Genomic DNA, 23168 nt, shown 5'->3' on the forward strand with positions numbered 1-23168 from the left:
ATCGGGACGAACCGCCTAGCGTGGTGGCTGTGTCCGAGCCCACAGAACTCATCGCCGAAGCCCCGCCACCGCCGCCCGGGGTGCCCGCCACCCCGCCGCCCGCCGGGCGGTCCGTCACCGCACGGGCCACCCTGGCGGGCGTCGTCGTGTCGCTGTTGCTCATCGCCGCGATCGTGCTCGGCAGTCGGCTCCTGCGGGACTTCGACTCCGCCCTGCTGCCGTACGCCGTCGCGACCGTCTTCCTGGCCTTCGGCGTGGCCTACCGCTACACCGTGTGGGTCTCGGCGCCCGGCGCGCGCCGCCTCTTCAAGAAGGGGTTCGGCAGCTTCTTCTCGGTCGCCAACTTCAAGAAGGCGCCCACCGCGCTGCCCAGGATGATCGCCACCTACCTCGGCTTCCAGAAGTTCCTCGGCGCCCGCTCGCGCGGCCGCTGGGCCGCCCACCAGCTGATCTTCTGGGGCTGCCTGCTGGCCGCCGCGATCACCTTCCCCCTCACCTGGGGTTGGTTCACCTTCACCTCCGACAGCGGCGCCGGTCCCGGCTACGCGATGCGGATCTGGGGGGTCAAGGTCCTCGGCTTCGACTCGCTGAGCATCCTGGGCTGGCTGATGTTCCACGGCCTGGACATCGCCGCCGTCCTCGTCATCCCCGGAGCCTCGTACTTCCTGTGGCGCCGGATGAAGGACCGGGGCGCCATCACCGGCCAACGCTTCGCGTACGACCTGCTGCCGCTGATCTGCCTGATCGTCATCTCGGTGACGGGGCTGCTGCTGACGTTCTCGTCGATCTTCCTGCACGGCGGCGGCTACGAGTTCCTCGCGATCCTGCACATGGTGTCGGTCGTCTTCACCCTCATCTACATCCCCTTCGGGAAGTTCTTCCACATCGTCCAGCGCCCGGCGGCCGTCGGCATGCAGCTCTTCAAGTACACGGGCCGCCAGGACGAGCAGGTCTTCGCCTGCAAGCGCTGCGGGGAGCCCGTCGACACCGCCCCGTACGTGGAGAACCTGCGCGGCACGATGAAGGACCTGAAGCTCGACTTCGACGCCTGGGCCGAATACTGCCCGCGCTGCAAGCGGGTGCTCCGCGGCAACGCCTACCTGACCCACGTCAAGAAGGGCTTCAAGTGACCGCGACGGACCCCGCCAGGACGGAACCCGCCAGGACGGCCACCACCCGGGCCCCGTTGCCCCTCGACCCGTCCATCGCCCCGCCCGGCACCCGCAACTTCCGCGACGCCGGCGGCATTCCCGCCGACCAGTGGCACGCCGACCAGAACGGCGAGACCCTCGTCCCCACCCACTGCTGCTTCTGCGGCGTCCAGTGCGGGATGTACCTGCGCGTCGACAAGGGCGGCAAGGTCTTCGGCGTGGAGCCCCGCAACCACGACATCAACCGGATGCGGCTGTGCCCCAAGGGCATCAACGCCTACCAGCAGGTCAACCACCCCGACCGGCTGACGGCCCCGCTCATGCGCCGCTCGCGGGACGAGGAGTTCCGCGAGTGCTCCTGGGACGAGGCGCTCGACTTCACCGTCTCCGAGATCCGGCGCATCCAGGCGGAGCACGGCAACGACGCCTTCGGGCTGCTCGGGGGCGCCAGCCTCTACTCCGAGAAGACCTACCTCGTCGGCAAGTTCGGGCGGGTCGCCCTCAAGACCCGGCACGTGGACTACAACGGCCGCCTCTGCATGGTCAGCGCGGCCGGCGCCAACAAGCTCGCGTTCGGCATCGACCGGGCCGGGAACCCCTTCTCGGACATCCTCCTCACCGACTGCCTCCTGATCGCCGGGTCCAACGTGGGGGAGTGCTTCCCCGTGATGACCCAGTACGTGTGGGGCGCCCGCGACCGGCGTGCCTCGCTGATCGTCGTCGATCCCCGCGAGACGGCCGTCGCCCGTACCGCCGACATCCACGTCGCCCTCAAGCCCGGCACGGACTCCGCGTTCTTCAACGCCGTCCTGCACGTGATCATCGCCGAGGGGCTGACCGACGAGGCCTACCTCGCCGCCCACACCACCGGCTGGGAGGAGGTCCGGGAGAACGTCCAGGACTACCCGCCCGCCCGCGCGGCGGCGATCTGCGGCATCCCCGAGGAGCAGGTCTTCCAGGTGGCGCGGACGTTCGGCCGGGCGGGCAACGCCATGGCGTTCCACGCCCGGGGCGTCGAGCACCACTCGCAGGGCGTCGAGAACTGCCTGTCCATCATCAACCTGTGCGTCGCGACCGGGAACATCGGCAAGCCCGGGGCCGGCTACGGAACCATCACCGGGCAGGGCAACGGGCAGGGCGGCCGCGAGCACGGCCAGAAGTCGGACCTGCTGCCCGGCGGGCGCTCCATCATGAATCCGGAGCACCGCCGCCAGATCTGCCGGATCTGGGGCATCGAGGAGTCCGAACTGCCGCTCGCCGGAACCTCCATGATGGAAATGGTCTGGCAGATGCAGCGCCGGGAGATCCGTGGCCTCATCGGCATCTGCAACAACCCCTTCGTGTCGCTGCCCAACTACGCGACGGTCAAGGACGGGTACGACACCCTCGAATTCCACGCCCAGTTCGACTTCTTCCTCTCCGAGACGGCCACCAACGCCCACGTCGTCTTCCCCGTCACGGTGTGGGCCGAGGACGAGGGCGTCATGGCCAACACCGAGGCCCGCGTCGTCAAGCACAACAAGGCGCAGGAGCCGCCCGCGGGGGTGCGCACCGACACCTGGGTGATGTGCGAGCTCGCCCGCCGCCTCGGCGTCGGCGACAAGTTCGACTTCCCCGGCTCGCGCGAGGTCTTCGAGGAGCTGCGCGTCGCTTCCGCCGGCACCGTCAACGACTACTACGGCATCACCTACGAGCGCCTGGAGGAGACCGGCGGCATCGCGTGGCCGTGCCCGTCCACCGACCACCCGGGCACCCCCCGGCTGTTCGAGGGCGGCACGACCTACCACCCCGACGGGAAGATCCACCTCCAGGTCGTCGAGTGGCACGCGCCGATGGATCCGTACTCCGAGGAGTACCCGCTCTCCCTCACCACCGGGCGCACCGTCGCGCACTTCCTCTCCGGCAACCAGACGCGCCGCCTGGGCGCCCTCGTGGAACAGACCCCGAGGCCCTGGGTGGAGGTCCACCCCTCGCACGGCTTCCGCAACGGCGATCCGGTCCGGGTCGTCACCCGACGCGGCAGCGAGGTGTTCCCCGCCCTGGTCACCGAGGCCATCCGCCCCGACACCGTCTTCATCCCGTACCACTGGCCCGTCCCGACGGCCGCGAACGCCCTGACCATCGACGCCCTCGATCCCCGCTCCAAGATCCCCGAGTACAAGGTGTGCGCCGCGCGCATCGAGGCCGCCGAACGGGTCGACGAGGTGCCCGCGCCGCCCACGGCCCCCGGCCACGAGGCCTACCCGGAGACCCAGGTCTCCCGCACCGACGCCCTGCCGCCGACGTCCCCGCAGGGCCGCGGCACGGCCGAGAGGAGCTGACGCGCCATGATGGGCCGCACGATCTTCATCGACCCGGGCCGTTGCATCGGCTGCCAGGCCTGTGTCTCCGCCTGCCGCGAATGCGACTCGCACCGCGGCAAGTCGATGATCCACCTGGACTACACCGACCCCGGCATGTCCGTCGCCTCCCTCCCGACCGTCTGCATGCACTGCGAGGACCCGGTCGCGCCCTGCGCCGAGGTCTGTCCGGCCGACGCGATCCTGGTCACCGCCGACGGAGTGGTGCAACAGGCCGACACCACCCGCTGCATCGGCTGCGCCAACTGCGTCAACGCCTGCCCCTTCGGCGTTCCGAAGATCGACCTCCAGGCGAAGCTCCAGATGAAGTGCAACCTCTGCTACGACCGCACCGCCTACGGCCTGGCCCCCATGTGCGCCACCGTCTGCCCGACCGGAGCGCTGTTCTACGGAACCCTCGAAGAACTCCAGGCCGAGCGCCCGGGCGTGCAGGTCGCCGACTCCTTCGTCTTCGGTGACGTGGTGGTCAGCACCGGCGTGGCGATGGTCGTACCCGCGGACAAGGTCCAGTGGCCCGTTCCCGGCGGTCTGCCCGTCGTCGAGATCAACGGAGTGGATGTCCGATGAGCGTGACCCAGCAGCCCTCGCCGGGATCCGGATCGGGACCGGGATCCGACGGCCACGGCCACGGCCACGGCCTCGACGGCGACGCCGCCGCCGACCAACTGCGCGACCGGATCAGCGCCGACTCCCTCACCACCCGCCGCGACTACCTGCGGATCGTCGCCACCGTCTCCGGGGGCCTGGCCATCGGCGGGGTCGGCGTCGCCGCCGGCATCCTGCACCGGCACGGCGACAGCGAGAGCCTGCCCGAGGCCAAGCGGGTCGCCGACGACCTGCCCCCGGGGCAGTCCGTCGCCTTCCGCTTCCCCGGCGAGGAGGACCGGGCGGTGGCCGTCCGGCTGTCCGACGGCAGCCTCGTGGGCTACTCCGCCGTCTGCACCCACCTGGCGTGCGGTGTGCTCTGGCGCGAGGACCGGGGCGCCGACGGGGAGCTGTACTGCCCTTGCCACGAAGGCGTCTTCGACGCCCGCACCGGAGAGGTGACGGCCGGCCCACCGCCCCGTCCCCTCCCCAGGATCATCCTGACCGAGCAGGCCGACGGCAGTGTCTGGGCCGTCGCCACCGCCCGGTCGGGCGAGCCGGCCAAGGAAGCCCTGTGCCGGCAGTTCGGCGAGTCCCGACCGGAGATGGCCCAACGCCTGGGTTGCCCCGCGGCGGACCGCGCCACCACGACCGAGAGCGGACGGACGTGAGCGAACCACCCCTGCCCCCGCGCCCCGGCTACCGGCCCGGGAGCGCCGAGCCCCGACTGAACCGCCCGGTGCGCGAGCGGTATCCGCAGATCCGCCCCACGAGCGGTTACGGAGACCCGCGGATCCGGCACACCGGCCCCGGCCCCGGAGCCGGCACCGAACAGGAGCCGGAACGCTCCTCGAAGCTCAACGCGCGCCTGACCCTGGCCCTGACCGTCGTCATCGGACAGCTCTGGGCGCTGACCGTCACCGTCAACGAGTGGATGAAGGGAAACACCGGCACGGCCTGGTGGGGGGCGGGATTCCTGGTCCTGTCCTTCCTCGTCGTGATCGGTCTGTGGCTCCTCGACCCGAAGGACCGATGACCATGTCCATACCCACGCCCACCCCGCCCGCGGTGCGATCGCACCGTGCGGAGACCTACAAGCCCGGTGCCACGATCGGGGACTGGAGGCCCGAGGACGACGGCTTCTGGCAGTCCACCGGCCACAAGGTCGCCCAGCGCAACCTGTGGGTGTCGATCCCCGCGCTGATGCTCGGCTTCGTGGTCTGGCAGGTCTGGTCGGTGACCGTGGTCAAGCTGAACGACGTCGGCTTCGCGTTCTCCAAGTCGCAGCTGTTCTGGCTGACCGCCGTCCCCGGCCTCACCGGCGGCACCTTCCGGATCCTGTACACCTTCATCGGGCCGATCTTCGGCGAACGCAAGTTCACCGCCTTCAGCACGATCATCCTGGTGGCTCCGATGCTGTGGCTGGGCTTCGCGCTCCAGGACACCGGCACGCCCTACTGGGAGCTGGCCCTCATCGCGGCCGTCTGCGGGATCGGCGGCGCGAACTTCGCCTCCTCGATGGCGAACATCGGCTTCTTCTTCCCCAAGCGGGAGAAGGGCAGCGCCAACGGCCTCAACGGAGGGCTCGGAAACCTCGGCGTGAGCGTGGTCCAGCTGGTCGCGCCGCTGGTGGTCACCGCCGCCGTGCTGGGCGCCCCCGCCGGAGGCCCGCAGCGGGACGCGAAGAACGGCACCGACATCTGGCTCCAGAACGGCGCCTTCCTCTGGGTGCCCCTGCTGGTCATCATGGCGGTGCTCGCCTGGTTCCTGATGAACGACCTCAAGGTGGCCTCGGCCCCCTTCAGCCAGCAGAAGATCATCTTCAAGCGCAAGCACAACTGGCTGATGACCTGGCTCTACGTCGGCACCTTCGGCTCCTTCATCGGGTTCGCGGCCGGCCTGCCCCTGCTGATCAAGAACAACTTCGAGTCCCAGGGCTACCAGGCCACCACCTACGCCTGGATCGGCCCCTTCGTCGGCGCCCTCATGCGATGGGCCGGCGGCTGGCTCTCCGACAGGATGGGCGGCGCCAGGGTGACCATGCTGTCCTTCATCGGCATGGCCGCGGCCCTGGTGGTCGTGATCTTCGCGCTGCCGCACGGCGGCGACCAGGGCAGCTTCTGGGCCTTCTTCATCGGCTTCCTGGTGGCCTTCGCCTTCTCCGGACTGGGCAACGGCTCCACCTTCCGGCAGATCCCGGTGATCTTCCGGGACCAGCACATGAGCCGGGCCGAGGGCCAGGGCCCGGAGGCGCAGGCGGCCGCCATGAAGCAGTCCGAGATGGAGGCGGGCGCCGTCACCGGCTTCTCCTCCGCCATCGCCGCCTACGGCTTCTTCTTCATCCCCGCGATGTTCGCCGCCATGGCGGTCACGCACGCGCTGTGGCTGTTCATCGGGTTCTACGCGACCTGCCTCGTCGTGTGCTGGTGGTTCTACGCCCGCAAGGGCGCGGAAGCCCCCAGCTGAGGGGCGGCGGTACGGGTACGGGGAGCGCCGCGAGCGGCAGCGGGAACGGAGGCGTGGTCGGCGGCCGGGGCGGGGGTCGCCGACCGGCCGGCCGTACCCTGGAGGCATGAGCACCGCCCGCGCCTTCGAACCGCAGCCCCCGCAGCCCGAGACCGGGGCGCAGCCGGCGAAGACCGAACCGAAGCCCACGCCGGCGCGGCCCAAGCCGCGCCTGGTCTTCGACGACCCGCTGGACCAGCAGTCCTCCGACGACACGGACCGCGGCTGGGGCGACCGGGCTCCCGCCGGCGGAAGCGCGGCCGACCTGGCCCGCTTCCTCGACGAGAAGCCCCCGCACCACATCTGATCCGCGGCGGCGGTCAGAAGGCGTCGCGCGACCCCGGCGCCCCGGGGGCGCCCCCACCGTTCGCGGTGCGCTGCGCGACGAGCGCGTCCCGGATCTCCTTGAGGACCTCCAGCTCGGTGATCTCCATCGTCTCCTGCACGCCCTCCTTGGCCTTGCGGCGCGCTTCCTGCTTGGCGAGGTACTTCGCCATCGGCAGCACCATCAGGAAGTAGACGACGGCCGCGGTGATCAGGAAGGTCAGTGTGGCGTTCAGGACCGAGCCCCAGAGGATCTCCACCCCCGTCGGCTGACCGTCCTTGCCGATGCCGCAGGGGTTCTTGATGCAGGACTTGTAGACGTCCAGGTTCTTCGTGCCGATGGCGCCGATGACCGGGCTGATGATGCCCTTCACGAGCGAGTTCACGATGTTCGTGAACGCGGCGCCGATGACGACCGCCACCGCCAGGTCGACGACGTTGCCGCGCATCAGGAAGGCCTTGAAGCCCGCCAGGACGCTCTCCTTCTTCTTCTCGCTCACCACTGAGCCTTTCTTCGCATCTACGGAACTTGGAGCCAACGGTTCCGAAAGCTACGGCAGTCCGGGCCCGGCGTGTCCAATCGCTGCCCTCCTCAAGGTGACTTGACTGCTCACCCGTGCGAATCGGCGCCCGACGACCCGGCGAGGGACGGGTCGGCGCGGAGCGGATCAACACAGCGTCACCGCCAGCCTCGCCACCGCGCCCGCGCCGACGAGGACCCGCGCGGTGTCGCGGGGGACCGACAGGACCACCAGTGCCCCGCCTTCCCCCACGTCCCGGTCCGCATGCGGGACTTGGGTCACCCGCGCCCCGGCCGCCACCACCCGGGGCGGTCCCGCGCGCTCCGCCGCCACCACGTCCACCCGATCCCCGGGCCGCAACAACCCCACCGTCGCCGCGTCGGCGATGCGTACCGGGGCGGAGACCATGCGCACCACCGCCTGCGGCGGTTTCACCCCGGGCGGCGGCGCGCCGCGCGCCGCCCGGGCCTCCGTCCCGCCGACGACCAGCGCCGCCGCCGTCACGGCCAGCCCGGCCGACGCGGCGCGCCGCCGACGCCGCACCGCGCGGCGCAGCCGCCCCCCGCCCCGCCCCACGCGCAGCGGGGGGAACAGCGGAACGGGGCGCGCGGGAGGACACGTGGAAGCGGGGGAGCCCGCAGAGGAAGGGGAGCCCGCGGAGGCGGGCCAACCCGCAGAGGCAGGCAAGGCCGCGGAAGCGGGCCCACTCGCAGAGGCAGGCAAGCGCACGGTGGCGGGCGAACACGCCGACGGGGAGGGCGGGAAGGAGGTCGGGAGCGAGCCGCGAAGGGCAGGGGGAGTCGTCCTGGACATGGTGGGCACCGCCGAGCTGATCGGGTTCCGGTGTCCGGGCGGGCGCCCGAACACCCCTCACGATCCGCCCCGCCACCCGATCACGCTCCGCCCTGTGGACGGTCCCCAGGGTGTGGAAAACTCCGCCACCCGAACGAGTGGGCGCCCCGGGACGGCGTCAGGCCATGGCCGCCGGCTTCACGCCCGCGCCGCCGGCTTCACCGCGCAGGCCTCGGCGAACCCCTGGCTGGTCAGGCCGAAGGCGCTGTTCACGCGCGAGCGGAAGTTCTCCAGGGCGACCATGGCGGTGAGTTCGACGAACGCCTCCTCGCCCAGCAGGCCGATCAGCCGCGCCGCCAGCTCGTCGGTCACCGTCGGCTCGGTGTCGGTCATGGCCTCGGCGTACTCCATGACGAGCAGCTCGGTCGCGGTGAACACCTCGCGGGCCTCCCGCCACTGCGGCACCCGCTCGATCTTCTCCGGCGACAGCCCGAGCCCGGTGCCCTCCCAGTAGCCGAAGTCCGTGCACCACGAGCAGTTGACCCGCGAGGCGGTGGCCATCACCGCGAGGTGCTTCAGTCCGGCGTCGAGCTTGTTCCACTTCGCCGCCCGCTGTTCGAGCCGGACGTACGAGAACATCACGCGCGGGTTGTGCCCGTATGCCAGCCCGGGCTCCAGGACCTTGCCGTAGGTGCGGCGCGAGTACCAGGTCGCGATCCGTACGAGGAGGGTGCGCGGCGGGGTGAGCGAGATGCGCGGCATGATCGGCCTCTTCCGGTCGGGGGCGGGTCGTCGCCCGCCCGTTCACCATGGAGACAAAGGAGCCGCGCGGAACGTGACACCTCCGGCGAATTTCATTCGCCGCGAGCCGCGAGCCGCGAGCCGCGAGCCGCGAGCCCCGGAGCCCGGACCCCGGACCCCGGCCCCACCGACTCTTGACCCGCGCCCGACCCGCGCTCCCTCCCCGGCCGACTACGGCAGCTCGATCCCCAGGTCCCAGCCGTCGTGGGCGTGGGTGCACAGGCAGTCGCGGGACTTCGTCTCCGGCAGCGCGGTCACCGCGTCGAAGAGGACCTCGCGCAGTCGGCCGACGTTCTCGCCGAACACCCGCAGGACCTCGGTGTGGGACACGCCCTCGCCCGTCTCGGCGCCCGCGTCCAGGTCCGTGACCAGCGCCATCGAGGTGTAGCAGAGCCCCAGCTCGCGCGCGAGGACCGCCTCGGGGTGCCCGGTCATGCCGACCACCGCCCAGCCCGCCGCCGCGTGCCAGCGGGACTCGGCGCGGGTGGAGAAGCGCGGCCCCTCGACGACGACCATGGTGCCGCCGTCCACGGCCTCCCAGTCCCGCCCGCGCGCCGCCGCGAGGGCCACGGAGCGTCCGACGGGGCAGTACGGGTCGGCGAAGGTGGTGTGCACGACGTTCGGGACGGAGCCGTCGGGCAGCGGTTCGCCGTCGAAGAAGGTCTGGGCACGGGACTTCGTACGGTCCACCAGCTGATCGGGGACGAGCAGCGTGCCCGGCCCGTACTCCGTGCGCAGGCCGCCCACCGCGCAGGGGCCGAGCACCTGGCGGACGCCGACCGAACGCAGCGCCCACAGGTTCGCCCGGTAGTTGATCTTGTGCGGGGGAACCGTGTGGCTGCGCCCGTGCCGGGGCAGGAACGCCACCCGGCGGCCGCCCAGCTCGCCCAGGTACAGGGAGTCGCTCGGGGGCCCGTACGGGGTCTCCACCCGGATCTCGGAGACGTCCTCAAGGAAGGAGTAGAAGCCCGATCCGCCGATTACACCGATCTCTGCATTCGCCATGGCGTCACCCTAGCCGGGCACGCGCAAGGCCCCGCCGCCCACAGGGGCGACGGGGCCTTACGGAAGGCGTTCGAGGTCAGGCGGCCGACGTGGAGCCGGCGCTGCTGCCCGAGCCGCTCGACGTCGATGAGGACGAAGCGGCGGGCGCGGCGGCGGCGGTCGACGTCGTCGTCGACGCCGGCTTCGCGGCCGGCGTGCTGCTCGACGAGGAGCCACGGCTGTCGTTCCGGTAGAAACCGGAGCCCTTGAAGACGATGCCGACCGCGGAGAACACCTTCTTAAGGCGTCCGTCACAGCTCGGGCACACGGTCAGTGCGTCATCGGTGAACTTCTGCACGGCCTCAAGGCCCTCACCGCACTCGGTGCACTGGTACTGGTAGGTCGGCACGAATTTCCTCCTGGCACTCTGACTCGATGAGTGCTAACGACGCTCCATGGTGACGTATTCCGGCGGATCAGTCCACCGTCACCGGCGTGCGGTGACCGATCCCACGCCCGTTCACCCGATCACGGGCGACCGGAGCGGAGGCGGCTGAGCTGTTCGTGGTACCCGTCGAGGACGAGTTCACGATCCGGCTCGGGGCCGTCGGGGCCAGCTTCGCGCGCAGCGCCAGCAGGGTGGCGAGCGCGACGGCGGTGGCGACGAGCGGCACGAGGAAGCCGTACGAGGACCCGTGCGCGTCCGTCAGGCGGCCGGCCAGGGTCACGGCGCCGGCCTGGCCGAACGCGACCGCGCCGGTCAGCCAGGTGAAGGCCTCGGTGCGCGAGGCGGCCGGGATCAGCTGCTCGATCATGGTGTAGCCGGTGATCAGCGCGGGGGCGATGCAGAGGCCGACGACCAGGCCGAGCGCGCCCAGCAGGATCACCGAGTTGGCGGCCCACAGGACCGAGGCGGCGGCGGTCAGGCCGACGTAGCCCAGGATCAGGCGGCGGCGCGGGCCGATCTTCCAGGCGATGGCGCCCATCGCGATGCCGGCGATCATGTTGCCCGCGGCGAAGACGCCGTAGAGCATGCCGTTCGCGCCCGGGTTGCCGATCTCGTTGGAGAAGGCGGCGAGGGAGACCTGCATGCCGCCGAAGACGGCGCCGATGCCGATGAACGCGACGATCAGGACGCGCAGCCCGGGGAAGGACAGGGCGGAGGCGTGCTTCTCGCCGTTCGCGAGGGCGGGGGACGCCTTCGGCTCGGTGGAGCGCTGCGCGGCGAAGAACAGACCGCCGAGCAGGGTCAGGGCCGCCTCGGTGGCCAGACCGGCCGCCGGGTGGACGCCCGTGCACAGCGCGGTGGCGAGCACCGGGCCGACGACGAAGGTGAACTCGTCGGTGACGGACTCGAACGCGGCCGCGGTCGGCAGCAGCGGGGAGCCCTCCAGCTTGGCCGCCCAGCGGGACCGGACCATGGGTCCGACCTGCGGGACGGAGGCGCCGGCCGGGACGGCGGCCAGCGCGAGCACCCACAGCGGGGTGCCGATCAGGGCGAGCGCCGTCAGCGTGCTCACGGCGACGGCGTGCACGAGCACGGCCGGGACCAGGACGGCGCTCTGGCCGCGACGGTCGGTGAGCTTGCCCATGACCGGGGCGAACAGGGCCATGGAGACGCCGGTGACGGCGGCGACGATGCCGGCGTCGCCGTAGGAGCCCGTGGAGTGCTGGACGAGCAGCAGGATGCTGATGGTCAGCATGCCGAAGGGCAGGCGGGCGGCGAAGCCGGGGAGGACGAATGAGAGGGCACCGGGAGTGCGCAGCAGCTGCCCGTAGCCGGGGCGGGCGGACGTGTCGGTCGTGACCGCGGATGTCACGGCCTGGCCTTTCCGCTGCCTGGTAGAACTCCCCGTCTGCGGACGATGCGCCGCTTTGTGAGCGGCCGCACCCGTACATGTGGGAGCCCCGAGAGCTGTCCTCTTGCGCAGAACCGAGTGATACCTGGGCGCCCACTGCGGGAGGGAGCCACGGCCGCTTTGCGGTCGCGCCAGCTCTGCGTCAGGCAGAGTTGGTTCGATCTGGTGTGCCTTCATCATACAGGGGAATGTGCTAGCACGCCCTGTGATTACGGTGACAAGGCATGACTTCACCTGCGATTAACCGGAACTTCGCATTCCTTGACCTCCGATATAGGGGCAAGGGGTGTCACACACCACCGAAATTGGCCGAATTAGAACGTCACTCTAACGAAAAACGTTCACACAGGACCGGTTCCGGCCACCCTCCGCCACCTAGAGTGACGCCGCGCCACCGGTCCCGAGCCACCCCGCCAGCTTGCCGCCGCGGGCCACGGCGCGCAGTCGCGCCTCCGCCGCGTCCCGTACCGGGTCGGTGGCCACGACCAGCAGCTCGTCCCCGCGCCGCAGCACGGTCGACGGCGCCGGTACGAAGCTCTTCGCGTCCCGGACGACCAGCGTCACGGAGGCTCCCGCGGGCAGCCGCAGCTCGCTGACCTCCACACCGTGCATCCGCGAGGCGGGCGGGATCGCGAACGACAGCAGGTGCCCGCGCAACTTCTCCAGCGGCGCCGACTCGATGCCGAGGTCCGAGGCGGCCTCGTCGGTGTCGCCGAGTTCCAGCTTGCGCGCCAACCACGGCAACGTCGGCCCCTGGACCAGGGTGTAGACCACGACCAGCACGAAGACGATGTTGAAGACCCGCTCGCTGCCCTCGATCCCGGACACCATCGGGATGGTCGCCAGGATGATGGGGACCGCGCCGCGCAGCCCCGCCCACGACATCAGGGCCTGCTCCTGCCAGGGCACCCGGAACGGCAGCAGGCTGACGAAGACCTCCAGGGGTCGCGCCACCATCGTCAGCACCAGCCCGATGATCACCGCGGGCCAGAAGTCGTGGACCAGCTCGTGCGGGGTGACCAGCAGGCCGAGCAGGACGAACATGCCGATCTGGGCGATCCAGCCGAGCCCGTCCGCGAACCCCCGGGTGGCCGGCCAGTGCGGCAGCTTGGCGTTGCCGAGCACCATCGCGGCCAGGTACACCGCGAGGAAGCCGGAGCCGTGCGCCATCGCGCCGGCCGCGTACGCGGTGATCGCGATCGCCATCACCGCGATCGGGTACAGGCCCGAGGCGGGCAGGGCCACGTGCCGCAGCCCGTACGAACCGAGGAAGCCGACCGTCAGGCCGATGGCTGCGCCGATCGCCAGCTCCAGCGCGATCTTGCCGAGCAGCAGGTACCAGTCGTCGACCGGGCCGACCGTCGCGAAGGCGACGACCAGGATGACCACGGGGGCGTCGTTGAAGCCCGACTCGGCCTCCAGCACGCCCGTGATCCGGGACGGCAGCGGGACCTTGCGCAGGACCGAGAACACGGCCGCCGCGTCGGTCGAGGAGACGACCGCGCCGATCAGCAGCGCCTGCCGCCATTCCAGTCCGACCAGGTAGTGCGCCCCGGCCGCCGTCACGCCGACGCTGATCGCGACGCCCACCAGCGACAGCATGATCGCGGCCGGGAGGGCCGGTTTGATCTCTTTCCACTTGGTGCCCAGACCACCCTCGGCGAGGATCACGACGAGCGCGGCATAGCCGATGACCTGGGTCAGCTCGGCGTTGTCGAAGACGACGTTGCCGATGCCGTCCTGGCCTATCGCGATTCCTATGCCGAGGTAGATGAGCAGGCTGGGAAGTCCGCTGCGCGACGAGACGCGCACCGCCGCCACCGCGACGAGCAGTACGAGCGAGCAGACCAGCAGGAGCTCATTGAGCGTGTGGACAGTCAGTGGGCGGCCCTTCCTGGAGGCGCCGCCCGGCGGATCGTTCCTTCCGAGGGCGCATTCGGCAAGTACTTCGTTACCTTACCTAATCTTTGACGCTTTCTTGACGCGCTCCTCACATTGTGAAACGCCGGATCGGCCTTGTCCTCAGCACCCGCGACCCCGCTTCCGCGTCGGGCCGGGCGGCCCCCCTACCCCTGGCGGATCAACGAACCCGGGTCTGCGCCTATGGTTGCTCCCAGACTCAGGACCACCCTGCCCCTCTAAGGACAGCGATGCCCGCCAACGAATCCGGACCTTCCGTCAAGAAGAAGGGACGACGCGCACGCCTGCTCGTGCTCGTCATGGTCCTGGCGCTCTTGGCGGGCCTCGGCTACGGCGCGTACTGGAGCGCGGACACCGTACGCGCCTCGTTCCCGCAGACGACCGGCTCCCTCAAGGTCCCCGGCCTGACCGGGACCGTCGACGTCAAGCGCGACGAGCACGGGATCCCCCAGCTCTACGCCGACAACGACGAGGACCTCTTCCGCGCCCAGGGCTTCGTGCACGCCCAGGACCGGTTCTGGGAGATGGACGTACGCCGCCACATGACCTCGGGCCGTCTCTCCGAGATGTTCGGCTCCGGGCAGGTGGAGACCGACGCCTTCCTGCGCACCCTGGGCTGGCGGCAGGTCGCCCAGGCCGAGTACGACACGAAGCTCTCGCCCGAGACCAAGAAGTACCTCCAGGCCTACGCCGACGGGGTCAACGCGTACCTGAACGGGAAGTCCGGCAAGGACCTCTCCGTCGAGCACGCCACCCTCAAGCTGAGCGAGGGCTACGCGCCGGAGAAGTGGTCGCCGGTGGACTCGGTGGCCTGGCTCAAGGCGATGGCCTGGGACCTGCGCGGCAACATGCAGGACGAGATCGACCGCTCGCTGATGGCCAACAAGCTCTCGCAGGCGCAGATCGACGAGCTCTACCCGCCGTACCCCTTCGACCGGAACAAGCCGATCGTCGAGGGCGGCACGGTCGCGGGCGGCAAGTACACCCCGCAGGGCACGGGCACGGGTACGGGCACGGGTACGGGTACGGGCACCGGCACCGGCACCGGCACCGGTACGGGTACGGGTACGGGCACCGGCACCGGTACGGGCACCGGCTCGGGCTCCGGCACCGGATCGCAGGCCCTGCCCCAGGGTGGTAGCACCGCCTCCGGTCTCGCCGGCAACGCCACCGCCCAGGGCGCGAGCGTCGGCCTGCGCACGCAGCTGACCTCCCTCGCCAAGACCCTGGACGAGATCCCGGCCATCCTCGGCCCCAACGGCAGCGGCATCGGATCGAACTCCTGGGTCATCTCGGGCAAGCACACGACCACCGGCAAGCCGCTCCTCGCGAACGACCCGCACCTGTCCCCGCAGCTGCCCTCGGTCTGGTACCAGATGGGCCTGCACTGCCGCGCGGCCTCGCCCCAGTGCCAGTACGACGTCGCCGGCTACACCTTCTCCGGCATGCCAGGCGTGGTCATCGGCCACAACGCCGACATCGCCTGGGGCATGACCAACCTCGGCGCCGACGTCACCGACCTCTACTTGGAGCAGGTCCGTCCCGACGGCTACGTCTACGACAACAAGACGCTCCCCTTCACCGTCCGCGACGAGGTCATCAAGGTCGCCGGCGGTCCCAGCAAGAAGATCACCGTCCGCTCCACCAACAACGGACCGCTGATCTCGGACCGCAGCGACGAACTCGGTACGGTCGGCTCCCGCGCCCCCGTCCCCAGCTCGGCGCCCGACCGGGGCGACGGCTACGCCGTGGCCCTGCGCTGGACCGCCCTGGACCCGGGCAAGTCGATGGACGCGGTCTTCAAGCTGAACCGGGCCAAGGACTTCAACAGCTTCCGGGCCGCCGCCGCGGACTTCGAGGTCCCGTCGCAGAACCTGATCTACGCCGACAACAAGGGCGCCACCGGCAACATCGGCTACCAGGCCCCGGGTCGCATTCCGATCCGCACCCAGGGCGACGGCCGACTGCCCGCCCCGGGCTGGGACCCCAAGTACGCCTGGAAGAGCGGCAATGCGGGTTACATCCCGCAGAACGAGATGCCGTGGGAGCTCAACCCGGCACGCGGCTACGTCGTCACCGCCAACCAGGCGGTCACCGAGAGCGGCACCGGCGCGGGCAAGTACCCGTACCTGCTGACCACCGACTGGGGCTACGGCGCCCGCAGTCAGCGGATCAACGACCTCATCGAGGCGAAGATCAAGGACAGCGGCAAGATCTCCACCGACGACATGCGCACCATGCAGATGGACAACAGCAGCGAGATCGCCGCGCTGCTGACCCCGATGCTGGCCAAGATCCAGGTCTCGGACCCGGACGTGCGCTCGGCGCAGAAGCTCCTGGAGGGCTGGAACTACACCCAGGAGCCCGACTCGGCTGCCGCCGCCTACTTCAACGCGGTCTGGCGCAACATCCTCAAGCTGTCCTTCGGCGACAAGATGCCGAAGGAGCTGCGCATCGAGGGCAGCTGCGTCAACGTCCGCGACCAGACCAGCGGTCCGGCCGACGACCTCGCCGAGCTGGTCCGCGAATGCGGTACCCGCGGCCCCGACTCGGCCCAACCCGACGGTGGTGACCGCTGGTTCGAGGTGGTCCGCCGACTGGTCAAGGACGAGAAGTCGGCCTGGTGGCAGAGTCCCGCGATCCGCGCGGAGAAGGCGACCACGACCCGCGACGAGCTGTTCGCGCGGGCCATGCAGGACGCCCGCTGGGAACTCACCGCCAAGCTCGGCAAGGACCAGTCCACCTGGAGCTGGGGCCGGCTGCACCAGCTGACGCTGAAGAACCAGACCATCGGCACCGAGGGCCCCGGCTTCATGCAGTGGCTCCTCAACCGCGGCCCGTGGAACCTGGGCGGCGGCGAGGCCACCGTCAACGCCACCGGCTGGAACGCCTCCGGCGGCTACGGGGTCACCTGGGTCCCGTCGATGCGCATGGTCGTGAACCTCAACGACCTGGACAAGTCCCGCTGGATCAACCTGACCGGCGCCTCGGGGCACGCGTACCACGACAACTACACGGACCAGACGAGCCTCTGGGCCAAGGGCGAGCTGCTGGACTGGCCCTTCGGGAAGGCGGCCGTCGACAAGGCGACCGTCCACACCCTGACGTTGAAGCCGGCCGGCTCGAACTAGCCGAAGCGCACCACCCCCGACGGGGTGGCGACCGCCTGCACGGGGTGGTCGTGCGGTTCCTCCGGGACCCGCGCGACCACCTCTTCGTCGTAGAGGAGCACCACCAGCGCCGGGTGCGCCCCGGCCCGTTCCAGCCGCGCCAGCACCCGGTCGTACGACCCGCCCCCGCGGCCGAGTCGCATGCCGCGTCCGTCCACCGCCAGTCCGGGCAGCAGGACGGCGTCCGCCCCGGTCACCGCGTCCGGGCCGAGCCCCGGCCCGGCGGGCTCCAACAGCGTCATCCTGCCGGGGTGCGCGGCCTCGGCGAGGCTGTCGGGGCCTTCGTACACCGCCCAGTCGAGGTCGTTGTCGGGCAGCAGCAGGGGCAGCAGTACCCGCTTCCCGGCGGCCCGCAGCGCGTCGAGCAGGTCCCGGGTGCCCGGCTCGCCGCCGACGGAGACGTACGCGGCCACCGTGCGGGCGTCGGCCAGTTCGGGCAGCGCGAGGGCGGTGCGGGCGAGCGCGCGGGCCGCGGTCCGACGCGCGTCGTCGGTCAGGGCGCGGCGGGCGGCGAGCAGTTCCCGGCGCAGGGAGGCCTTCTCGGGCGGCCGGGGTCCGTTTTCGGGCGGATTTTCTACCACAGTTGAGTCTCAATCCCTTGTTCATTCGGGCATATCGGGAGGTATTTACCGGTATCCAGCGGAGTGTTCGATGGGAGCCACTATCGTTCTGCCCATGACTCAGTTGCACCCCGTGATCAAAAAGGCCGTCATTCCGGCTGCGGGCCTCGGCACTCGGTTCCTTCCGGCGACCAAGGCGACCCCCAAGGAAATGCTCCCGGTCGTGGACAAACCGGCCATCCAGTACGTCGTGGAGGAAGCGGTCTCGGCCGGCCTGGACGACGTCCTCATGATCACAGGACGTAACAAGCGGGCACTCGAAGACCACTTCGACCGGAACTACGAGCTGGAGTCGGCCCTCATCGCCAAGGGCGACGACGACCGACTGAAGAAGGTCCAGGAGTCCAGCGACCTGGCCACCATGCACTACGTCCGCCAGGGCGACCCGCGCGGTCTCGGTCACGCCGTGCTCTGCGCCGAGCCGCACGTCGGCAACGAGCCGTTCGCCGTCCTCCTCGGTGATGACCTCATCGACCCCCGCGACCCGCTGCTGCGCCAGATGGTCGACGTTTACGAGCGCACCGGCGGCACCGTCATCGCGCTCATGGAGGTCGACCCGGCCAACGTGCACCTCTACGGCTGCGCGGCCATCGAGGCGACCGACGAGGCGGACGTCGTCCGCGTGACCGGCCTCGTCGAGAAGCCGGACGCCTCCGAGGCGCCCAGCAACTACGCGGTCATCGGACGGTACGTCCTGAACCCGGCGATCTTCGGCATACTGCGGGAGACCGAGCCGGGCCGCGGTGGGGAGATCCAGCTCACCGACGCCCTGCAGAAGCTGGCCGCCGACGAGACCGTGGGCGGCCCGGTGCACGGCGTGGTCTTCCGCGGCCGCCGCTACGACACCGGCGACCGGGGTGACTACCTGCGGGCCATCGTCCGACTCGCCTGCGAGCGCGATGACCTGGGACCCGAGTTCCGCACCTGGCTTCACCGTTACGTCACGGAGGAGATGTAGCACCTTGAGCAGTCCCGCACCGCAGGACACCGGCCACCAGCGTCTGTGGTCCGTGGACGAGCACCTCGCGGACATCCTCGCCACCGTCCGGCCGCTGGAGCCCATCGAGCTCCAACTGCTGGACGCCCAGGGCTGTGTCCTGGTCGAGGACGTCACCGTGCCCGTCGCCCTCCCGCCCTTCGACAACAGCTCCATGGACGGTTACGCCGTCCGCACGGCCGACGTCCAGGGTGCGAGCGAGGAGTTCCCCGCGGTGCTCGCGGTGATCGGGGACGTGGCGGCGGGCAGTGGCGAGCTGCCCACCGTCGGCCCCGGCCAAGCCGCCCGCATCATGACCGGCGCCCCGCTGCCCCCCGGCGCGGAAGCCGTCGTACCGGTCGAGTGGACCGACGGCGGCACCGGCGGCGGAGCGGCCTCCGGGATGACCCCGGCCGCCACCGCGCCCGAGGGCGCGGGCGGAGAGGTACGGGTCCACCGGCCCGCCGAGGCGCGGGCGCACGTCCGCGCCCGCGGCAGCGACGTACAGGCCGGGGACCTGGCGCTGGCCGCCGGTACCGTCCTCGGCCCGCCGCAGATCGCCCTGCTGGCCGCCATCGGGCGCGGCACGGTCCGGGTCCGGCCGCGACCGCGGGTCGTCGTCATGTCCACCGGCAGCGAGTTGGTCCAGCCGGGTGAGACGCTGGCCGCGGGCACGATCTACGACTCCAACAGCTTCGCGCTGGCCGCGGCCGCGCGGGACGCCGGAGCCATCGCCTACCGGGTCGGCGCCGTCGCGGACGACGCCGACACCCTGCGCTCGACCATCGAGGACCAGCTCATCCGGGCCGACCTCCTGGTCACCACGGGCGGGGTCAGCGTCGGCGCGTACGACGTGGTCAAGGAGGCCCTGACCTCCGTTTCGGCCGGCGACGACGCGGCCGAGGCGGGGAACGTCGACTTCCGCAAGCTCGCGATGCAGCCCGGCAAGCCCCAGGGCTTCGGCACCATCGGACCCGACCACACCCCGCTGCTGGCGCTGCCCGGCAACCCGGTGTCCTCGTACGTCTCGTTCGAACTGTTCGTGCGGCCCGCGATCCGGGCGTTGATGGGCCTGCCCGCTTCCGTGGTCGGCCGGCCGAGCGTGCGGGCCGTGCTCACGTGCGACAAGCCCCTCGGCTCGCCGGCGGGCCGTCGGCAGTACCTGCGCGGCAAGTACGACGCCGAGGCCGGCACGGTCGCCCCGGTCGGCGGATCGGGCTCCCACCTGATCGCCGCGCTGGCCCACGCCGACTCCCTGATGGTCGTACCGGAGGACGTCACCTCGGTGGAGTCCGGCACCGACCTGGAAGTGATCCTGCTCGGCTGACCACCCGCCGGTGCGGGTAGCGTGTGTCGCACCACACAGGCCCCTCGGGGCCCAGAGCGGAGCGGCACAGCATGAGTACCGAGAGCAGGCTCACCCACATCGACGAGGCCGGCGCTGCCCGGATGGTCGACGTCTCGGCGAAGGACGTCACCACCCGGACGGCCCGCGCCAGCGGACGCGTCCTCGTCTCCCCCCGGGTGATCGAGCTGCTGCGCGGCGAGGGCGTGCCCAAGGGCGACGCCCTCGCCACCGCGCGGATCGCCGGGATCATGGGGGCCAAGAAGACCCCCGACCTGATCCCGCTGTGCCATCCGCTGGCGGTGTCCGGAGTGAAGGTCGACCTGTCGGTCGTCGACGACGCCGTCGAGATCCTCGCCACCGTGAAGACGACCGACCGCACGGGCGTCGAGATGGAGGCCCTGACGGCCGTCGCGGTCGCCGGGCTCACCGTGATCGACATGGTGAAGGCCGTCGACAAGGGCGCGGTCATCACCGACGTCCGGGTGGAGGAGAAGACCGGCGGCAAGTCGGGCGACTGGAGCCGGGGATGAACGCCCCCCGCGGCGGCGAGGTCCACAGCCACGTCCCGCCGGTGACCGGCGACGCGTGGCCGGCGGCGGCGCCCGCCGCGTCCGCGGCCCCGACCACGCGCGCCCTGGTCGTCACCGCCTCCAACCGCGCCTCGCGGGGCGTCTACGCCGACAAGGGCGGCCCCCTGCTCGCCGAGGCGCTGGAGAAGCTCGGCTTCGCGGTGGACGGCCCGCGCGTGGTTCCGGACGGGGACCCCGTCGAGGCGGCGCTGCGCGAGGCCGTGGCCGCCGGGTACGACGTCGTCCTCACGACCGGCGGCACCGGCATCTCGCCGACCGACCGCACCCCGGACGCGACCGCCCGCGTACTGGACTACGAGATCCCCGGCATCCCGCAGGCCATCCGCGCCGAGGGCCTCGCGAAGGTACCGACCGCCGCCCTGTCCCGGGGGCTGGCGGGCGTCGCCGGTCACACCCTCATCGTGAACCTGCCCGGTTCGACGGGCGGGGTGAAGGACGGCCTGGCCGTGCTGGCCCGGATCCTGCCGCACGCCGTCGACCAGATCCGGGGCGGCGACCACCCCAGACCCCCGGCGGACCCCGGGAGCCAGAACTGAACGGCCCGTCCTGGCCGGTGGCACTCGCGGACGGCGACGTCACGCTCCGGCCGATAAAGGTGCGGGACCAGCGCGCCTGGCGCGAGGTCAACCGCCGCAACCGCGAATGGCTGCGGCCGTGGGAGGCCACCATTCCGCCGCCCGCGCCCTGGGGCCCCGTCATCCACCGGCCGACGTACCGGCAGATGGTCCGTCACCTGCGGGCGGAGGCGAACGCGGGCCGCATGCTGCCCTTCGTCATCGAGTACCAGGGGCGCCTCGTCGGTCAGTTGACGGTCGCCGGGATCACCTGGGGCTCGATGTGCGCCGCGCACGTGGGTTACTGGGTGGACCGCGACGTCGCGGGCCGCGGGGTGATGCCGACGGCCGTCGCGCTCGCCGTGGACCACTGCTTCGGGAAGGTCGGTCTGCACCGCATCGAGGTGTGCATCCGCCCGGAGAACGGTCCCAGCCGCCGGGTCGTGGAGAAGCTCGGCTTCCGCGCGGAGGGGATGCGTCCGCGGTACCTGCACATCGACGGTGCCTGGCGGGACCACCTGGTGTTCGCGTTGACGGTGGAGGAGGTCCCGGAAGGACTGCTGCGCCGGTGGCACCGGACGCGGCCGCAGCCTCAGGACAGGCCGCCGACGGTCGCCTGAAAGCCGGTTATCGGAAATGCGTTCGAATTCATGACCGGGTCGCCCATAACCTGATCCGAAGAATCACAAAAAAAGTCCGTGATATCAGCCTGATCGTGCGACACACCGACCCAATTGGCTGATCCCCCCGCCCGCGCCCCTCTACGGTGTGGGGTGTGAGCAGCAGCGGCCTCATCTACGCAGTCATTGTCGGGGCCTGGGCCGCCTACTTGGTGCCCATGTGGCTCCGGAGGCAGGACGAGCTGAACGAAGCGCGTCCGACGGAACGCTTCTCCACCGCCATCAGGCTGCTTTCCGGCCGGGCGGGAATGGAGCGCCGTTACGCCAAGGGGCTGCGTGAGCGCGGTGACGAACAGGCGGAGCCCCAGCCCCACGGGGACCCGGACGCCGCGACGGAAACGGTCAATTCCGTGGACGCCGACGCCCGGGCCTTCGACGTGCCCCCGACCAGGGCCGAACCGAGGTTCGTCGAAGCCGAACGGGTCCGGCGACAGCAGCGCCTCCAGGTGCTCGCCCGCCGCCGGCGCACCACCGCGCTGCTCTTCCTGGTCTTCAGCGCCGGAGCGGTCGTCGCCGCGGTCGGTGGACTGCACTACCTGTGGGCGCCGGCCGTCCCCGCCCTGCTGCTGAGCGCCTACATCGTGCACCTGCGCGTCCACGAGCGCCGGCGCTACGAGTTCACCATGGACCGGCGCCGCGCCGAGGCCGCCGCCCGCAACCTGCGGGAGAACCGGCCCCGCCGCCGGGCGGCCGAGGACCCCGCCGCGGGCGCCGAACCGGACCCTGCGCCACCGGTCTCCCCCCAGGAAGCCGGGCGCCGCGCGCTCGTCGAGCAGACCGACCACGCCGAGTGGGTGGACCAGCAGCGCGAGCGTGAGCGCGGTCCGGCACGCGGCGACAGCTGGGAGCCGGTCCCGGTCCCGCTGCCGACGTACGTGACGGCCCCCGTGGCTCCCCGCGCCACCGGCCCGGCCGCCCCCGACGCCTGGAGCTCGACCCGCTCCAGCACCGCCGAGCCGACCGAACCCCGACTGCGGGCGCAGCCCGGGGTGCCGAAGCCGGCGTCGGAGCCCAGGCCCGAGGCGAAGGCGGCGACGGGCCCGGATGCGGGTCAGGCTTCCCGGCCGGAGCTCGGGGCCCAGGCCGCCGCGCCGCGCCCCCGCGGCCGCGAGCGGGGTCGCACCCCGCTGTTCGACCAGTACGAGGGCGAGGACCGCCCGCGCGCCGCGAACGAGTGATCGGCGATCGGTGACCTGCGCGGACGCTCCGGAGAATCGGTTTTGGAGCACCCGCGAGGGGATGCTAATGTTTCACACGTCGCAAGGGCCTGTGGCGCAGTCTGGTAGCGCACCTCGTTCGCATCGAGGGGGTCTGGGGTTCAAATCCCCACAGGTCCACAAACGACAGTTCACGGGTTGCTCCCGAGAACGTCCCGAAATCCCGTCCGGTCGCAAGACCGGGCGGGATTTCGGCGTTTGCGCGCGCTGT

The 23168-nt window shown here is 71.1% G+C and carries 22 protein-coding genes and 1 tRNA gene; 15 read left to right on the plus strand and 8 right to left on the minus strand.

What is annotated here, in order from left to right:
- Window positions 1-29: 29 nt before the first annotated feature.
- The 7 genes from ACFY0I_RS19870 (at window position 30) to ACFY0I_RS19900 (ending at window position 6908) form a co-directional block, all read left to right on the plus strand.
- Window positions 30-1130, plus strand: a complete 1101-nt coding sequence (locus tag ACFY0I_RS19870) for an MFS transporter (protein WP_388897237.1) — start codon at window positions 30-32, stop codon at window positions 1128-1130.
- Window positions 1127-3472: a molybdopterin oxidoreductase family protein gene (locus ACFY0I_RS19875; protein ID WP_388897240.1), complete on the plus strand. Its 2346-nt coding sequence runs from the start codon at window positions 1127-1129 to the stop codon at window positions 3470-3472. The genes ACFY0I_RS19870 and ACFY0I_RS19875 overlap by 4 nt, the downstream gene beginning before the upstream one ends.
- A gap of 6 nt (window positions 3473-3478) precedes the next feature.
- Window positions 3479-4078 carry a 4Fe-4S dicluster domain-containing protein gene (locus ACFY0I_RS19880; RefSeq protein ID WP_362056519.1) on the plus strand — a complete coding sequence of 200 codons (600 nt, stop codon included), beginning with the start codon at window positions 3479-3481 and terminating at the stop codon, window positions 4076-4078.
- Window positions 4075-4767: a ubiquinol-cytochrome c reductase iron-sulfur subunit gene (locus tag ACFY0I_RS19885; protein WP_388897244.1), complete on the plus strand. Its 693-nt coding sequence runs from the start codon at window positions 4075-4077 to the stop codon at window positions 4765-4767. Before ACFY0I_RS19880 ends, ACFY0I_RS19885 begins: the two co-directional genes overlap by 4 nt.
- Complete coding sequence (locus tag ACFY0I_RS19890) at window positions 4719-5132, plus strand: hypothetical protein (protein WP_388897247.1); 414 nt, start codon at window positions 4719-4721, stop codon at window positions 5130-5132. Before ACFY0I_RS19885 ends, ACFY0I_RS19890 begins: the two co-directional genes overlap by 49 nt.
- A 2-nt stretch (window positions 5133-5134) precedes the next feature.
- Window positions 5135-6562, plus strand: a complete 1428-nt coding sequence (locus tag ACFY0I_RS19895) for a NarK family nitrate/nitrite MFS transporter (protein ID WP_388897250.1) — start codon at window positions 5135-5137, stop codon at window positions 6560-6562.
- Between the two features lie 106 nt (window positions 6563-6668).
- Window positions 6669-6908, plus strand: coding sequence for a hypothetical protein (locus ACFY0I_RS19900; RefSeq protein ID WP_388897253.1), 240 nt, complete (start codon window positions 6669-6671; stop codon window positions 6906-6908).
- Between the two features lie 13 nt (window positions 6909-6921).
- Here ACFY0I_RS19900 and mscL read toward each other — a convergent pair whose 3' ends face one another.
- The 7 genes from mscL to ACFY0I_RS19935 form a co-directional block, all read right to left on the minus strand.
- Entirely contained in the window at window positions 6922-7425 is a 504-nt protein-coding gene (gene mscL / locus ACFY0I_RS19905) for a large conductance mechanosensitive channel protein MscL (RefSeq protein ID WP_388897255.1), read from the minus strand.
- A gap of 168 nt (window positions 7426-7593) precedes the next feature.
- Window positions 7594-8022, minus strand: coding sequence for a hypothetical protein (locus tag ACFY0I_RS19910; RefSeq protein ID WP_388897258.1), 429 nt, complete (start codon window positions 8020-8022; stop codon window positions 7594-7596).
- Between the two features lie 414 nt (window positions 8023-8436).
- Complete coding sequence (locus ACFY0I_RS19915; protein WP_388897260.1) at window positions 8437-9000, minus strand: carboxymuconolactone decarboxylase family protein; 564 nt, start codon at window positions 8998-9000, stop codon at window positions 8437-8439.
- A gap of 210 nt (window positions 9001-9210) precedes the next feature.
- A complete protein-coding gene (locus ACFY0I_RS19920; RefSeq protein ID WP_388897263.1) occupies window positions 9211-10044 on the minus strand; it encodes an S-methyl-5'-thioadenosine phosphorylase in 834 nt (277 codons plus the stop codon).
- A gap of 76 nt (window positions 10045-10120) precedes the next feature.
- Entirely contained in the window at window positions 10121-10432 is a 312-nt protein-coding gene (locus tag ACFY0I_RS19925) for an FmdB family zinc ribbon protein (RefSeq protein ID WP_388897266.1), read from the minus strand.
- Window positions 10433-10499: 67 nt separating this feature from the next.
- Complete coding sequence (locus tag ACFY0I_RS19930; RefSeq protein WP_388897269.1) at window positions 10500-11843, minus strand: MFS transporter; 1344 nt, start codon at window positions 11841-11843, stop codon at window positions 10500-10502.
- A 414-nt stretch (window positions 11844-12257) separates the two neighbouring features.
- Window positions 12258-13736: a potassium/proton antiporter gene (locus ACFY0I_RS19935; protein WP_388897626.1), complete on the minus strand. Its 1479-nt coding sequence runs from the start codon at window positions 13734-13736 to the stop codon at window positions 12258-12260.
- Between the two features lie 296 nt (window positions 13737-14032).
- Between ACFY0I_RS19935 and ACFY0I_RS19940 the strand changes: the two genes are divergently transcribed.
- Complete coding sequence (locus tag ACFY0I_RS19940) at window positions 14033-16933, plus strand: penicillin acylase family protein (protein WP_388897272.1); 2901 nt, start codon at window positions 14033-14035, stop codon at window positions 16931-16933.
- On the opposite strand, the gene ACFY0I_RS19945 is transcribed toward ACFY0I_RS19940, so the two are convergent.
- Window positions 16930-17553: a 5-formyltetrahydrofolate cyclo-ligase gene (locus ACFY0I_RS19945; protein ID WP_388897275.1), complete on the minus strand. Its 624-nt coding sequence runs from the start codon at window positions 17551-17553 to the stop codon at window positions 16930-16932. The genes ACFY0I_RS19940 and ACFY0I_RS19945 overlap by 4 nt on opposite strands.
- Window positions 17554-17647: 94 nt before the next feature.
- Here ACFY0I_RS19945 and galU point away from each other — a divergent pair, with 94 nt between their 5' ends.
- From galU to ACFY0I_RS19980, 7 genes are all read left to right on the plus strand, one after another.
- Entirely contained in the window at window positions 17648-18550 is a 903-nt protein-coding gene (galU, locus tag ACFY0I_RS19950; RefSeq protein ID WP_388897278.1) for a UTP--glucose-1-phosphate uridylyltransferase GalU, read from the plus strand.
- Window positions 18551-18554: 4 nt separating this feature from the next.
- On the plus strand, window positions 18555-19895 hold the full coding sequence (gene glp / locus ACFY0I_RS19955) for a gephyrin-like molybdotransferase Glp (protein ID WP_388897281.1): 1341 nt from the start codon (window positions 18555-18557) through the stop codon (window positions 19893-19895).
- Window positions 19896-19966: 71 nt separating this feature from the next.
- Window positions 19967-20446: a cyclic pyranopterin monophosphate synthase MoaC gene (gene moaC / locus ACFY0I_RS19960; RefSeq protein WP_388897284.1), complete on the plus strand. Its 480-nt coding sequence runs from the start codon at window positions 19967-19969 to the stop codon at window positions 20444-20446.
- Window positions 20443-21042: a molybdenum cofactor biosynthesis protein B gene (locus tag ACFY0I_RS19965; RefSeq protein ID WP_388897287.1), complete on the plus strand. Its 600-nt coding sequence runs from the start codon at window positions 20443-20445 to the stop codon at window positions 21040-21042. Before moaC ends, ACFY0I_RS19965 begins: the two co-directional genes overlap by 4 nt.
- A 17-nt stretch (window positions 21043-21059) precedes the next feature.
- Window positions 21060-21680, plus strand: coding sequence for a GNAT family N-acetyltransferase (locus tag ACFY0I_RS19970; protein WP_388897290.1), 621 nt, complete (start codon window positions 21060-21062; stop codon window positions 21678-21680).
- Window positions 21681-21835: 155 nt separating this feature from the next.
- Window positions 21836-22918: a hypothetical protein gene (locus ACFY0I_RS19975; RefSeq protein ID WP_388897293.1), complete on the plus strand. Its 1083-nt coding sequence runs from the start codon at window positions 21836-21838 to the stop codon at window positions 22916-22918.
- 85 nt (window positions 22919-23003) lie between these two features.
- Window positions 23004-23077, plus strand: a tRNA-Ala gene (locus ACFY0I_RS19980).
- Window positions 23078-23168 lie beyond the last annotated feature (91 nt).

It is taken from the genome of Streptomyces sp. NPDC001568, from assembly GCF_042893755.1.
Lineage (GTDB): Bacteria > Actinomycetota > Actinomycetes > Streptomycetales > Streptomycetaceae > Streptomyces.

Bases quoted from the DNA above. Each gene is read 5' to 3' on its own strand.
- ACFY0I_RS19880 (WP_362056519.1), top strand. From the start codon at position 3,479: ATGATGGGCCGCACGATCTTCATCGACCCGGGCCGTTGCATCGGCTGC.
- ACFY0I_RS19885 (WP_388897244.1), top strand. From the start codon at position 4,075: ATGAGCGTGACCCAGCAGCCCTCGCCGGGATCCGGATCGGGACCGGGA.
- ACFY0I_RS19895 (WP_388897250.1), top strand. From the start codon at position 5,135: ATGTCCATACCCACGCCCACCCCGCCCGCGGTGCGATCGCACCGTGCG.
- ACFY0I_RS19900 (WP_388897253.1), top strand. From the start codon at position 6,669: ATGAGCACCGCCCGCGCCTTCGAACCGCAGCCCCCGCAGCCCGAGACC.
- ACFY0I_RS19915 (WP_388897260.1), bottom strand. From the start codon at position 9,000: ATGCCGCGCATCTCGCTCACCCCGCCGCGCACCCTCCTCGTACGGATC.
- ACFY0I_RS19920 (WP_388897263.1), bottom strand. From the start codon at position 10,044: ATGGCGAATGCAGAGATCGGTGTAATCGGCGGATCGGGCTTCTACTCC.
- ACFY0I_RS19940 (WP_388897272.1), top strand. From the start codon at position 14,033: ATGCCCGCCAACGAATCCGGACCTTCCGTCAAGAAGAAGGGACGACGC.
- galU (WP_388897278.1), top strand. From the start codon at position 17,648: ATGACTCAGTTGCACCCCGTGATCAAAAAGGCCGTCATTCCGGCTGCG.
- moaC (WP_388897284.1), top strand. From the start codon at position 19,967: ATGAGTACCGAGAGCAGGCTCACCCACATCGACGAGGCCGGCGCTGCC.
- ACFY0I_RS19965 (WP_388897287.1), top strand. From the start codon at position 20,443: ATGAACGCCCCCCGCGGCGGCGAGGTCCACAGCCACGTCCCGCCGGTG.